The sequence below is a fragment of the Roseateles chitinivorans genome, assembly GCF_050632235.1.
GTDB classification, from domain to species: Bacteria; Pseudomonadota; Gammaproteobacteria; order Burkholderiales; family Burkholderiaceae_C; genus Roseateles; species Roseateles chitinivorans_A.
Map to the genome: position 1 here is coordinate 1514218 of NZ_CP192584.1, position 13579 is coordinate 1527796.

Here is a 13579-nt window from a genome sequence, read left to right on the forward strand (position 1 = left end):
TTCGGCCGTTTCGACGCTTTCCAGGGACTGGTCATGAATGCTCTTTCGGTCAAGAAGCAGCTGATGTTCGCCTTCGCCGCGCTGGTCGCCGCAGTGGTGCTGGTCAGCGTCGTCGCCCTGCGCGATCTGGCTGCCGCGGATGCCCGCTTCAGCGGTTTCGTCCACGGCATCAATGAACGCGAGTCGATGGCCGTCGACGTCCGCATCGACGCCAACCGCCGCGCGATCGGCGTGCGCGACATGGTCATCGTCCAGGACGCCACCGACATCGAGGCGTCGAAGAAGATGGCGCTCGACGCGCACGCCGCGATCGGCCAGCACCTGAAGAAGCTGAGCGAGGCCGTGGCTGTCGCCCCCGACGCGACGGCCCGCGAGCGCGAGCTGCTGGCCCGCATCGTCGAGGTCGAAGCCAAGTATGGGCCGGTGGCCGCGCACATCGTCGAGCTCGCCGCCGCTGGCAAGCGCGACGAGGCGATGGCCTCCATGACGAAGGATTGCCGGCCGCTGCTGGCGGCCCTGCTCCAGTCCGCCCGGGAGTACATGGAATACGCCTCCAAGGGCGGCGAGGAGGTCGCCGCTGCTTCCACTGCCCAGTACCAGGCGCAGCGCTGGTGGATGTCCCTGATCAGCCTGGCGGCCGTCGGCATCGCCGCCGGACTCGGCTGGCTGATCACCCGTCGCCTGATGACGGCGCTGGGGACCGAGCCGGCGGAACTCGCCGACGCCGCCCACCGCATCGCCGACGGCGACCTGCGTCCGGTCGAAGGCGCCGCGTCGGCGCCCGCCGACAGCGTGCTCGCCTCGATGGGCGTGATGCAGTCGCAGCTGGTCACGCTGATCGGCCAGGTGCGCGGTTCGGCCGACCAGATCGCCATGGCCAGCGCCCAGATCGCCCAGGGCAACAACGACCTGTCGGCGCGCACCGAGGAGCAGGCCGCCGCGATCGAGGAGACCGCCGCCTCGATGGAGCAGCTCAGCGCCACCGTGCGCCAGAACGCCGACAACGCCCAGCAGGCCAACCAGCTCGCGCGCAACGCCAGCGAGGTCGCCGTCCGCGGCGGCGAGGTGGTCGGGCAGGTCGTGGAGACCATGCGCGGCATCAACGACAGCAGCCGCCGCATCGCCGACATCATCGGCGTCATCGACGGCATCGCCTTCCAGACCAACATCCTTGCCTTGAACGCGGCGGTCGAAGCCGCCCGCGCCGGCGAGCAGGGGCGCGGCTTCGCGGTCGTCGCTTCCGAGGTGCGCAGCCTGGCCAGCCGGTCGGCCGGCGCGGCCAAGGAGATCAAGCAGCTCATCGGCGACAGCGTCGCCCGCGTCGAGCAGGGCACCGGCCTGGTCGACCAGGCCGGCGCGACGATGACCGAGGTCGTGGGGGCGATCCGCCGCGTGTCCGACATCGTCGGCGAGATCAGCGCCGCCAGCGTCGAACAGAGTTCCGGCGTCACCCAGGTCGGCGAGGCCATCACCCAGATGGACCGCGCCACGCAGCAGAACGCCTCGCTGGTCCAGGAGAGCGCCGCCGCGGCGGACAGCATGAAGCGGCAGGCCGCCGACATGGTCGGCGCCGTGGCCGTCTTCCACATCGGTGGCGACGAGCGTGCTGCGGTACCGATCGCTTCAGCCGCACCCGCCGCGCCGGCTGCTCGCGCCACGCCGCGGCCCGACATCCAGGCTGCCGCGCGGGTCGCGACGCCGCCGAGGGTGACCTCCCCGCGCGCCGTGCCGCTGCCGGCCAAGATGAGCACCGCCTCGACCACCAGCGTCGGCGGCGCCCGCCCCAGCGTCCGCGTCGTCGCGGCCACGTCCGCGCCGAAGCGCCGCTCGGCGCCGACGCCGGATCTGCAGGTCGTCCGGCCCGCCGCCGCGCCGGCACGACTGGTGGCCGAGCCGGTGCTGGCCGGCGACGACGACTGGACCTCCTTCTGATCCTTGTCCCGGGTTAGGCCCGGCCGGCGCGGTCGGGACTTCCCTGTCCCGAAAGAGGAGGATGTCGAGGGGCGCCGCTCCTGACTATGCTTCGCGCACCGCCGCGGTGCTCGTGGCGGACGCCGAGGAGGTTCCCATGCCGGCTCTCCGTACCGCCAGTCCCCTGGCCCGATTCGACTATCCGCACTCCGCGCGGCGCGAGATGCTGGCCTTCCTCCCGAAGGACTGCCACCGACTGCTGGACGTCGGCTGCAACACCGGTGCCTTCGGCGAGGCCGTCAAGCTGACCCATCCCGGCACCGAGGTCTGGGGCGTCGAACCCGACGCCGGGGCTGCGGAGCGTGCCGCGGCCCACCTGGACCGCGTCATGCAGGGCTTCTTCGGCCCCGCCCTGACGCTGCCCGAGGCCCATTTCGACGTCATCTCCTTCAACGACGTCCTCGAGCACATGCCCGATCCGTGGGAGGCGCTCAACCACGCTGCGCCGCTGCTCGCGCCCGGCGGCGTCGTGCTGGCGTCGCTGCCCAACCTGCTGCACCTGGACACGATCTGGCCGCTGGTCCACGACCGCGATTTCCGCTACGAGCCCTGCGGCGTCCGCGACCGGACGCACCTGCGCTTCTTCACCCGCACCAGCGCGCTGCGCATGTTCGACGAATGCGGCTACGAGGTCCTCAGCGTCCAGGGCATCAACGAGCAGTGGTACACCTCCTCGATCAAGCGCCGGCTGGCGTTCCGGCTCTTCGGCCGGCAGCTCGAGGAGACGAAGTGGGTGCAGTTCGCCTTCGTCGCCCGCCCCAAGGCGCCGCGGCTGGTCTCCTGACGGCCTGAATCGCCCCACCGCCGACGGGTGTCATCGGCAGCCGCGACAATGCGTCGCATGCGCGCCCTGATCGACCTGCTGATCCAACACGACTTCCTGCTCGTCTTCCTCGTGACGCTGGCCGCGCGCATCGGCGCGCCGGTGCCGGCGGCGCCGCTGCTGGTCGTGGCGGGCGGACTGGCCGCGGCGGGCCGCCTGTCGGCGCTGTCGCTGGTCGTCGCGGCCGTGCTGGCCAATGTCCTGGGCGACGCCCTCTGGTTCATCGCCGGTCGCAGCTACGGCCACCGCGTGCTGCGGCTGCTGTGCCGCGTCTCCCTCTCGCCCGACGTCTGCGTCCGCCAGAGCGAAAGCCTCATCGCGCGCTGGGGCGGCAGTTCGCTGCTGGCCGCCAAGTTCCTGCCCGGCATCTCCGTCGTCGCGGCGCCGATGGCCGGCGCGCTCGGCATGGGCTGGCGCCGTTTCGTCGCCTACGACGCCGTCGCCGGCCTCGTCTGGACCGCGTGTTTCCTGGGCCTGGGCCTGATCTTCAGCGACCAGATCCAGGATGTGCTGGACTTCCTCTCCAACGCCGGCCTGTACGCGGTGATCGCCATCCTCGCGGTGCTGCTGCTCCTGATCGGCAACCGCTGGCGGCGGCGCCGCCAGATGGCGAAGCTGCAAGGCGAGGTCGAACGCATCAGCGTCGAGGACGCCGCCGCGCTCGTCGAGCAGGACATGGCGCCGCTCTTCATCGATGTCCGCAGCGATCCGGGTCGTGCCGCCGACCCGCGCACGCTGCCGGGGGCGCTCAACATCCCGCTGACGCGCCTGCCGGAATACGCCGCGCAACTGCCCGACGACCGCCTGCTGGTCCTCTACTGCAACTGCCCGAACGAGGTGTCCGCCATCCAGGGGGCGCACGAGCTCCTCCAGCGCGGACACCCGCGCGTGCTGGCGCTGGACGGCGGTCTGGACGGCTGGCATGAACTGCAGCGCCGCCAGGGCCGGGACCGGGGTGACAGCGGCGACGGCGATGTGGTGGGGCAGCCGCCCAAGCCGGTGGCGGCCCCTCCGACCACGGCCCCCACCGCCCTGCATTCGGCGACGCCCGCCGTCCCCTGATCTGAGGAGGGGTGGCTCCCGCGGCTGGCCCGGCGCTTGCATACTCGCGCCCATGACCGTCGCCGTCCTGCCTGCCGCCTCCCCGGTCGTCGCGCCGACCATCCTTGATCTGGAGGCGTCCGGTTTCGGACGCGGCAGCTATCCGATCGAGATCGGCTTCGTCGAGGCGGGCGGCCTGGCGTTCTGCTCGCTGATCCAGCCGGCGCCCGAATGGGAGCACTGGGACGAACAGGCCGAGGCCTTGCACGGCATCACGCGCGAGCTGCTGCTGCGTCACGGCCGCCCCCGTGAGTGGGTCGCCGACGAGCTCAACCGGCGCCTGGCCGGCCAGACCGTCTACTCCGACAGCTGGGGTCACGACTACCCGTGGATGAGCAAGCTCTTCGAGAGCGTCGGCCGCCTGCCGCGTTTCCGGATCGAGGACCTGCGCCGCCTCCTCAGCGAAGACGAGGCCCAGCGCTGGAACGCGGTGCAGCAGGAAGTCCGTGCCGAAGCGAAGCTGCGGCGCCATCGTGCCAGTGCCGATGCCAAGGTCCTGCAGATGACCTTGATGCGCTTGAAGCACGGCCCCCTGACGCCGACCGCGTCGCTGGACGGCCGCAGTCCGGGTGACTTCGGCAACTGCGGCTGACCACAGCCCCCGACTCTCACGGCGTCAACTGATCTCCGTGGGGCCGGAATGGGGCTTGGGGGTCCTGGAGGGATCCCCCATGCCCCGTGGAGAGCCCGCGCCTGGCCATGCGGAGTCCGACGGCGCCTGCGCCTGCGCAGGCTTCCGTTCCGCACAGAGGTTCCCGCTCGACCGCCCCCGCCCGGCCCGTTTGGCGCGATAGAGCTGCTCATCCGCCTGAGTGACGAGTTCATCGATGTCGGCCTGCCTGGCCCATTGGACGCAGAACCCGACGCTGGTGCCGATGTGGAGTTCGAGCGCACCGATGCGGAACGGCATGGTCAGCGCGTGCACCAGCTTGTCGGCGACGACCTGCGCGTCGACCGGCTTCGCGACGTGGGTGAGGAACACCGCGAACTCATCCCCGCCGATGCGCGCGACCAGGTCCTGCGGACGCAGCGCGTGCCGCAGCCGCCCGGCGACGGCCTGGAGCAGCGCATCGCCGACGGGATGTCCGTACTCGTCGTTGACGGGCTTGAAGCGGTCGAGGTCGAGGTACAGCAGCGCCACCAGTTCGTCGCGGTCGGTGGCGCGGCCGAGCGCCGCGTTGACCTGCGACGCGAACCCCGCGCGGTTGAGCAGCTCGGTGAGCGGGTCCGTGTTGGAGGCCTTCAGCAGCCGCATCTGTTCCTGCTTGACGTCGGTGACGTCGCGCGCGACGCCGTAGGCGCCGATGATGGTGCCGTCGTCGGTGACCAGCGGCGCGTAGGTCAGCTCGACGTAGCGCGTCTCGCCGCGGTCCTCACCGTCCAGCGGCATCGGGCGGCTGATGCCGTCGTCGTCGCGCATCTCGACGACGCTGGTCTCGCCCGCGAACGCGCGCTCGATCAGCGGATGCACGGCCGGGTACAGGTCGCCGAAGACCTCCGAGGCGAGACGGCCCAGCCCGGACTTCTCCGGGATGTCGAAGCGGCGCTCGAAGGCCTTGTTGCAGAACAGCACGCGTTCGTCGGTGTCGACGGCCAGCATCATGACGTTGACGCTCTGCGCCATCGCGCCCATGACGGCCTGGCTGCGTTCGCGTTCGCGGCGGGCGGCGAGCTCGGCGCTGATGTCGGCGATCGTGCCCGCGTGCGCGACGATGCGTCCGCCCAGCCGCATCGGCCGCATGCGCAGCCGCACCAGCATCTCCGTGCCGTCGCGGCGCGTCAGCTGCCGCACGCGGTCCAACGGCTCGCCGACCGCGACCAGCGCGGCCCATTGCTCGCGGGTCAACTCGCGCTCCGATGCCGGCAGGCGGTCCAGCCAGCCCCAGGCCAGGTCCCGGCGGTCGACCTCCAGCAGGCGCAGATAGGTCTCGTTGGCATACACGGTGCGGCCCTGGAGGTCGCAGCGGAAGAGGCCCATCGGCGAGGCGTCGGCGGTGGCCTCGCGTTCGGCCTCGCGCAACCGGGCGCGCTGCTGCAGCCGCGTGAACCAGGCCATCAGGCCGACCGCGATCACGGTGACCAGGAGCGAGAACCCCAGCACCGCGCGCCGCTGCTGCAGGTAGCCGGCGAGGATGCGGTCCCGCTCGAAGGAGACGAACAGGCGCAGCGGGTAGTCCTGCAGCACGCGGTAGGAGACGATGCGGTCGCGTCCGTCGGCGGGGCTCTGCGTCACCATGAACTGGCCGCTCGCGGGCGGGCTCGGCGGCAGCACCTCGCCGCCGGGGACCTGCCGCATGTTGGTGCCGATCAGGCCCGGCACTTCGGGCCAGCGGGCCATCGCCACGCCGTCGTCGCGCTCCAGCAGCACGGCCATGCCCGAACGCATCGACCGCGTGCGGTACAGGCGCAGCAGCGCATCGAGGTCGATGAAGCCGACGGTCGCGGTGAACGGGCCGGTCGGTGCGCTCAGGCGCGTGGCCATCGGCAGCACGAGGTGGGCCCCCGGCCGCAGCCGGATCGGCGCGCCGAGGACGATGCTCGGCGCGCTGGGGCGGCCGAGTTCCGACAGGAAACTCTTCGCGCCGAGGTCGACATAGGGTTCGCCGGTGACCGACGGGATGCGCCACAGGCGGCCGTCGGCGCTGGCCAGCATGACGTCGGTGATCCCGCGCGAGTTGTCGCGCAGCGAATCGGCCAGCAACGACACCGTGGCGTCCAGGTCCTGGCGCTCGTTCCTGCGCGTGAGCAGCAGCAGGTCGAGGGTGCGCAGGCTGCCCTCGGTCTCGCGCAGCAGCTGTTCGGTGTCCTGGGTCGCGTTGAGCGCGATGCCGTGCAGGTCGTCCTGCAGGTCCTCGACCAGCGACTTCGGATACAGCAGCGCGAACCACAGCACCAGCGCCCACAGCACGACCAGTACCAGCCCCAGCGCCAGGAAGGGGCCGAAGACCACCAGGCGTCTCACCTGGAGGCGTTCCGCGACGGACTGGCTGAACGAGGGGGCGGGCATCGGTCGGATTGTGGCCGTGCCGCGTACGGCTTCAAACGCCCAACAGCGGGGGCCCTGGCGGGTTTTTCGAGGCGTCCGGCACGTGGCTGTCCGGGTCGTCGCGGGCCAGCTCGCTCAGGCAGCGCAGGCACAGGCAGCGATCCGGCCAGCGCGCGGCGAGTTCCCGCTTGAGGTCCTCGCCCAGCCGCGTGCCGAAGCAGGCGCACCAGCCGTCGTTCACGCCGCAATGGAAACCGCCGCCGCAACGCGGGCAGGCGGTGTCGAGATCGTTGACCGTCTGGACCGTGCTGGCGGGGAGCGGCGTCGGCGTGCTCATGACGACGATTGTCGGTGATGCTCAGCCGAACAGTCCGCGATGCTGTTCCCGCAGCAGGTTCTTCTGCACCTTGCCCATCGCGTTGCGCGGCAGCTCGGTCTCGACGAAGACCCGCTTGGGCACCTTGAAGCCGGCGATGCGGTCCTTCAGCGCCGCGACCAGCGTCGTGCCATCCAGCGCGGCGCCGGATCGCGGCACCACCACGGCGATCACGCCCTCGCCGAAGTCCGGATGCGGCACGCCGACCACGGCCGACTCCGCCACGCCCGGCAGCTCGTTGAGCCAGCCTTCGATCTCCGCCGGGTACACGTTGTAGCCGCCGGTGATGATCAGGTCCTTGCTCCGGCCCACGATCGTCACGTAGCCGCGGTCGTCCCGGCGGCCCACGTCGCCGGTCTTGAACCAGCCGTCGGCGGTGAACTCCTCCTTCGTCTTCTCCGGTATCCGCCAGTAGCCCGCGAAGACGTTGGGCCCGGTCACCTGGAGGTGGCCGATCTCGCCGTCGCCGGTGCTGGGGCAGGGCGCGCCTGCATCGTCGACGATGCGCAGGCCCACGCCCGGCAGCGGACGACCGACCGTGCCCCCGCGGCGCTCGCCGTCCTCGGTCCGGTACGGATTCGAAGTCAGCATGACGGTCTCGCTCATGCCGTAGCGCTCCAGGATCGTGAACCCGGTGCGGCGCTGCCACTCGTGGAAGGTCTCGATCAGCAGCGGCGCGGAACCGCTGATGAACAGCCGCATCCGCGCGCAGGCGTCCTTCGTCAGCGTGGCCTGTTCGAGCAGCCGCACGTACAGCGTCGGCACGCCCATGAACAACGTCGCGTCGGGCAGCCGCGCGATCACGCCGCGCGGCTCGAAGCGGTTGAACCACAGCATCTTCGCCCCGGCCAGCAGCGCGCCGTGCGATGCGACGAACAGCCCGTGCACGTGGAAGATCGGCAGCGCATGGATCAGCACGTCGTCCGCCTTCCAACCCCAGTGGTGCTTGAGCACCTCCGCGTTGGACAGCAGGTTGCCGTGGCTCAGCATCGCGCCCTTGCTGCGACCGGTCGTGCCGCTCGTGTAGAGGATCGCGGCCAGGTCGCCGGCCTGCTTCTCGGCGACCTGGTGCATGTCGGGCATCTGCACCGCGCGGTCCAGCAGCGTGCCGCTGCGGTCCTCGTTCAGCGTGAACACCCAGGGCACCTTCGCCTGGAACGCCAGCTTGCTGATCCAGCCGAAATGCTTCCCCGCGCAGACGACCACGGCCGGCTCCGCGTTGCCGATGAAGTACTCGAGCTCGGCGGCCTGGTAGGCCGTGTTCAGCGGCAGGTAGACGTAGCCGGCGCGCAGCACCGCGAGGTACAGCAGCAGCGCCTCGACGCTCTTCTCCGTCTGCACCGCGACGCGGCTGCCCGCGGGCAGGTCCAGCGAGTCCAGCAGGTTGGCGATCATCGCCGTGGCGCGGTCGATGTCGCGCCAGCTGTAGCGCTGGCCGGCGTCGGGGCCGTCGGCCAGCTCGATCGCGCAGGCGTCCAGGTCGTCGGAGAAATTCGCGCGCAGCGCGGCGAACAGGTTGGCGTTCGCGGTGGCTTTCTGGGGAGCGTTCATGTCGGGGGTCGCTGGCCGGAGTTCAGGCGGTCGCTGTCGGATCAATCCAGTTTCGCACCGCTGCGCTTGACCACGTCGGCCCAGCGCACGACCTCGCCGTGCACGAACTTGCCGAAGGCGTCGCCGTACAGCGTGGGCATGTCGGTGCCCAGGCCGGTCCAGATGGTCTTCAGGTCCTCGGTCGCGTAGGCCTTGCGGAGCTCGGCCTGCATCGCGGTGATCACCTCCTTGGGCGTGCCCTTCGGGGCCCACAGGCCGTACCAGGTCGATACCTGGTACTGCGGGATGCCGGCTTCCACGGCGCTCGGGATGTCCGGGAAGCCCGGCGCGCGCTTGGACGAGGCGACGGCCAGCGCCTTGATGCGGCCGCTGCGGATGTGCGCCGCCGACGAGCCCAGGCCGTCGAACATCAGGTCCACCTGGCCCGCCATCAGGTCCTGCAGCGCGGGACCCGCGCCGCGGTAGGGGATGTGGGTGATGAAGGTCTGCGTCTGCAGCTTGAAGAGTTCGCCCGCCATGTGGTGCGAGGTGCCGTTGCCGGCCGAGCCGTAGTTCAGCTTGCCGGGGTTCTTCTTCAGGAAGTCCAGCAGGCCCTTCACGTCGGTGGCCTGCACCTTGGACGGGTTGATCACGATCACCTGCGGCACGTTGGAAACCAGGGCCACGGGGATGAAGTCCTCCTCGAGCTTGTACTCGAGCTTCGGGTACATCGCCGGCGCGATCGCGTGGTGCACCGCGCCCATGAAGAAGGTGTAGCCGTCCGGGGCGGCCTTGGACGCGATCGTCGCACCCACGGTGCCGCCGGCGCCGCCCTTGTTGTCGATGATGAACTGCTTGCCGGTCTGCTTGGTCAGCACGGCCGTCAGCGGCCGGGCGAAGGCGTCGGTGCCGCCGCCGGCCGGGAAGGGCACGACGATGACCACCGGCCGGTTCGGCCAGGCGGCCTGCGCGAACGCCGACGGCGCGACCCCGGCGCCCGCGGCGGTCAGGGAAGCCAGGGCGGCGGCGCCCAGCAGGCGGCGGCGGGTCGTGGAACTCTGGGTCATGCGTGTCTCCTGTGGGCCTCTGCGGGCCGCGGTGTCGGTGGGCAAGGATGAGGAAAACCGGAGTGGTGCGGCGGTTTATAGCCGCATCGCCTCCCGTGCGGCTCGATGCCTGCCCCGGGGATTCCCCAGGGCGTTCGCCTCTCGGGACGGTCTTCGCACCGGAAGCCGGCTGCTACATTGGCCCGCATCAGATCCGGGGCGCCGCCGCGTGGCGGCAAGGCGACCCCGGACATCCTCCCGCATTGCGGGAGGCCCAGGACGAACGTCCAGGAGACAGGTCATGAACGACATTCCCCAGGATGCCGAGGCGGTGCTGCGGCTGGCGGCGCAGTCGATGTTCGACGTGCTGGCCAGCACCGCGCAGGGCGCGATGGTGGTGAACCGCGCGCACCGCGTCGTCTGGATCAGCGAGGGTTACAAGCGCTTCCTGCCCGCGCTCGGCTTCCGCGACGAATCCGAGTTCGTCGGCCGTCGCGTCGAGGAGGTCGTCCCCAACACCCTGATGGCCCAGGTCATCGACACCGGCCAGCCCATCCTCGTGGACCTGCTGACCAACAAGGCGGGCACCTTCCTCGTCAGCCGGCTGCCGCTGCGCGGCCCGGGCGGCGACGTCATCGGCGCGATGGGCATGGTGCTGCTGGACCATCCCGAGACGACGATGCAGCCGCTGATGAACAAGTTCGCGTGCCTGCAGGCGGAACTCGACGACACGCGGCGCCAGCTCGCCGCCGAGCAGTCCCGCAACCGTCGCGCCAAGCACCGGATCGTCGACTTCGTCGGATCGAGCCCCGCGGCGGTCGAGGTCAAGCGCCATGCGCGCCGTGTCGCGCAAACCGAGGCGACGGTGCTGCTGCTCGGCGAGACCGGCACCGGCAAGGAACTGCTCGCGCATGCGATCCACGCGGCGTCCCGGCGCGCGGCCCGGCCGCTGGTGTCGGTCAACATCGCCGCCGTGCCGGAAACGCTGCTGGAGGCGGAGTTCTTCGGTGTCGCGCCCGGCGCCTACACGGGCGCCGACCGCAAGGGCCGCGACGGGAAGTTCAAGCTGGCCGACGGCGGCACCCTCTTCCTCGACGAGATCGGCGACATGCCGCCGGCGCTGCAGGCCAAGCTGCTGCGGGTCCTGCAGGAGCAGGAACTGGAGCCGCTCGGCAGCAACGAGGTCCTCAAGGTCGACGTCCGCGTGATCGCGGCGACCAGCCGCGACCTGGCGGCGATGGTGCGGCGCGGCGAGTTCCGCGCCGACCTGTTCTACCGCCTCAACGTCCTCCCGATCCGCCTGCCGGCGCTGCGCGAACGGTGCGAGGACATCGGGACGCTGGTCGATGTCCTGCTGGAAGACATCGCGCGGCGCAGCGGCCTGCCCCGGAAGACCTTGAGCGTCGCGGCGCTCCAGGCCCTCGAAGGCAAGTCCTGGCCCGGCAACGTGCGGGAGCTGCGCAACGCGCTGGAACAGGCCTTCCTGATGAGCGACGACGACCAATTGCTGCCGAGGCATTTCGGTCTGCACGAGATGGCGACGATGGCGACGACGGCGATCACCACGAGCGATGCGGACGGTGCGGAGGCCGGTGCCCCTCCGAGCGACCTTCCGAGCATGCGCAGGAGTGGGAGCGAGGAGGGGCACCGGCCTCCGCAACGTGGGCTCGGTGCAACGGCGGCAACCTTGCCCGCCCGCAAGGCCGAGCTGGAACGCGCCGCCATCGCCCAGGCGCTGAGGAGCACCAACGGCAACCGCGTCGCCGCCGCGCGGCTGCTGGCGATCTCGCGGGCGACGCTCTACGAGAAGCTGGCGAAATACCCCGAGCTCGCCTCTGCCTGACGCGTACGGCAGCGCGCGGCCCGCCGAACGGGCGACGGCCCGCCGCCACATCGTCACGTTTGGCCCGTGTTCAAGGGCTTCTTCGAGGGTTCTGGGGGCTTGCCGCACCGTGTGCGACATGCGCATATTCGAGGTCAGGGCAGAAGACGAGGACCGGATGGACCGGCCCGCCCAGGAGACCCCATGAACACGCTCACCACGACCGCGACCGGATTCCATGCCGAAGCGCCTGCCGGCGCCCGGACGACCTCGAAGGCGACGGCCCCCGGGCCTGGACCCTGGCCACCAAGCTTCGCGTGGCGGTGCTGGCCGCGGTGGTCGGCTTCGTCGTGCTGGTGATGTGGCTGAGCCACCGCTCCGCGATGAGCCTGCTGGACGTCAAGATGATCACGACGGTCGAGCAGGTCAAGAACGCCGAGCAGATCGCCAAGCGCCACTTCGACCGCATCGGCGCCGGCGGCCTCACCGAGGCCGACGCGAAGAAGGCGGCCGCGGCCGAGATCGGCAAGATCCGCTACTCCGGCAACGAGTACATCTGGATCAACGACATGACCCCCAAGATGGTCATGCACCCGATCAAGCCGGAACTCAACGACAAGGACCTGTCCGGCAACAAGGACCCGAACGGCCTGAAGCTGTTCGTCGCCTTCGTCGACACGGTCAAGGCGCAGGGCAGCGGCTTCGTCGACTACCTGTGGCCCAAGCCGGGCGCCAAGGATCCGGAGCCCAAGCGCTCCTACGTCACCGGCTTCAAGCCGTGGGGCTGGGTGATCGGCTCGGGCGTCTACATCGACGACGTCGCCGGGATCGCCCGCCGCGACGCGACCATCGCACTGGTGCTGGTGATCGCCGTGGGCATCGCCGCGCTGGTCGCGGTCGAGTGGTTCGCACGCGGCCTGAAGCGCCGGCTGAACCAGATGCGCGAGGTCGTCGAGGCCGTCGCCAACGGCGACCTGCGTGCGCAGGTGGTCGGCAGGGACGGCACCGGCAACGACGAGATCGGCCAGGTGCTGACCCAGGTCGGCGCGATGCAGGGGCGACTCAGCGATCTGGTGCGCGCGATCCGTGATGCCACCGACTCCATCCAGCATGCCTCGCGCGAGGTCGCGATGGGCAGCCAGGATCTCTCGCAGCGCAGCGAACAGGCGGCGTCCAGCCTCCAGCAGACGGCGGCGTCGATGCATGAGCTGACGCAGCAGGTCACCCATTCCGCGCAGGCCGCGCACCAGACCAATCAGCTGGCCATCGGCGCGGCCGATCGCGCCAAGCTCGGTGCCGACGTCATGGGCGAGGTCGTGCAGACGATGGACGGCATCGCCGGCGCCAGCCGCAAGATTGCCGACATCATCTCCGTCATCGACGGCGTGGCCTTCCAGACCAACATCCTGGCGCTGAACGCGGCCGTCGAGGCGGCCCGCGCGGGCGAGCAGGGACGAGGATTCGCCGTCGTCGCCTCCGAGGTGCGCGCGCTGGCCCAGCGCAGCGCCAACGCCGCCAAGGAGATCAAGGCCCTGATCAACGACTCGGTCACGCGCGTCGACGCGGGCGGCGCGCAGGTCGGCCGTGCCGGCGAGGCGATGGGGCAGATCCTGCAGTCCGTGCAGCAGGTCAGCGGCACGGTGGCCGAGATCAGTCAATCAAGCGCGGGCCAGTCCGACGGCCTCGCCCAGATCAACCAGGCCGTGAAGCACCTGGACGACATGACGCAGCAGAACGCGGCACTGGTCGAGGAGACAGCGGCCGCCGCCGAGTCGCTGCAACAGCAGGCCCGCCTGCTCAACGAGCACGTCGCGACCTTCCGCACCTGAGGACGCCCTGTCCGATGTCTGGACATTGACTGGATTCCAGACACCCTTCCGCTTCTCCCCACACGCCGCTGTCTGGATTCCGGACAGCGGCGTTG

Annotated in this window: 10 protein-coding genes; 6 read left to right on the forward strand and 4 right to left on the reverse strand. The window is 70.6% G+C overall.

What is annotated here, in order from left to right:
* Nucleotides 1–27: 27 nt before the first annotated feature.
* The 4 genes from ACQ859_RS06830 to ACQ859_RS06845 all read left to right on the forward strand — a co-directional run bounded on the left by ACQ859_RS06830 (nucleotide 28) and on the right by ACQ859_RS06845 (nucleotide 4487).
* Nucleotides 28–1932, forward strand: coding sequence for a methyl-accepting chemotaxis protein (locus ACQ859_RS06830; protein ID WP_431266477.1), 1905 nt, complete (start codon nucleotides 28–30; stop codon nucleotides 1930–1932).
* Between the two features lie 136 nt (nucleotides 1933–2068).
* Complete coding sequence (locus ACQ859_RS06835; RefSeq protein ID WP_431265135.1) at nucleotides 2069–2755, forward strand: class I SAM-dependent methyltransferase; 687 nt, start codon at nucleotides 2069–2071, stop codon at nucleotides 2753–2755.
* A gap of 57 nt (nucleotides 2756–2812) precedes the next feature.
* A complete protein-coding gene (locus ACQ859_RS06840) occupies nucleotides 2813–3856 on the forward strand; it encodes a VTT domain-containing protein (RefSeq protein WP_431265136.1) in 1044 nt (347 codons plus the stop codon).
* Nucleotides 3857–3908: 52 nt separating this feature from the next.
* Nucleotides 3909–4487, forward strand: a complete 579-nt coding sequence (locus tag ACQ859_RS06845) for a 3'-5' exonuclease (RefSeq protein WP_431265137.1) — start codon at nucleotides 3909–3911, stop codon at nucleotides 4485–4487.
* A 24-nt stretch (nucleotides 4488–4511) separates the two neighbouring features.
* Here the strand turns inward: ACQ859_RS06845 and ACQ859_RS06850 are convergent, their stop codons facing one another.
* Genes ACQ859_RS06850 through ACQ859_RS06865 form a run of 4 tightly spaced genes read right to left on the reverse strand, consistent with a single transcriptional unit; the run spans nucleotide 4512 to nucleotide 9854 of the window.
* Nucleotides 4512–6902: a diguanylate cyclase domain-containing protein gene (locus ACQ859_RS06850; RefSeq protein WP_431265138.1), complete on the reverse strand. Its 2391-nt coding sequence runs from the start codon at nucleotides 6900–6902 to the stop codon at nucleotides 4512–4514.
* Between the two features lie 31 nt (nucleotides 6903–6933).
* A complete protein-coding gene (locus tag ACQ859_RS06855) occupies nucleotides 6934–7218 on the reverse strand; it encodes a cysteine-rich CWC family protein (RefSeq protein WP_431265139.1) in 285 nt (94 codons plus the stop codon).
* Nucleotides 7219–7239: 21 nt separating this feature from the next.
* Entirely contained in the window at nucleotides 7240–8808 is a 1569-nt protein-coding gene (locus ACQ859_RS06860; protein WP_431265140.1) for a malonate--CoA ligase, read from the reverse strand.
* Nucleotides 8809–8849: 41 nt separating this feature from the next.
* A complete protein-coding gene (locus tag ACQ859_RS06865) occupies nucleotides 8850–9854 on the reverse strand; it encodes a Bug family tripartite tricarboxylate transporter substrate binding protein (protein ID WP_431265141.1) in 1005 nt (334 codons plus the stop codon).
* A 280-nt stretch (nucleotides 9855–10134) separates the two neighbouring features.
* Here ACQ859_RS06865 and ACQ859_RS06870 point away from each other — a divergent pair, with 280 nt between their 5' ends.
* Nucleotides 10135–11676: a sigma-54 interaction domain-containing protein gene (locus ACQ859_RS06870; RefSeq protein ID WP_431265142.1), complete on the forward strand. Its 1542-nt coding sequence runs from the start codon at nucleotides 10135–10137 to the stop codon at nucleotides 11674–11676.
* A gap of 296 nt (nucleotides 11677–11972) precedes the next feature.
* On the forward strand, nucleotides 11973–13484 hold the full coding sequence (locus ACQ859_RS06875) for a methyl-accepting chemotaxis protein (protein WP_431265143.1): 1512 nt from the start codon (nucleotides 11973–11975) through the stop codon (nucleotides 13482–13484).
* The last annotated feature ends 95 nt before the right edge of the window (nucleotides 13485–13579 follow it).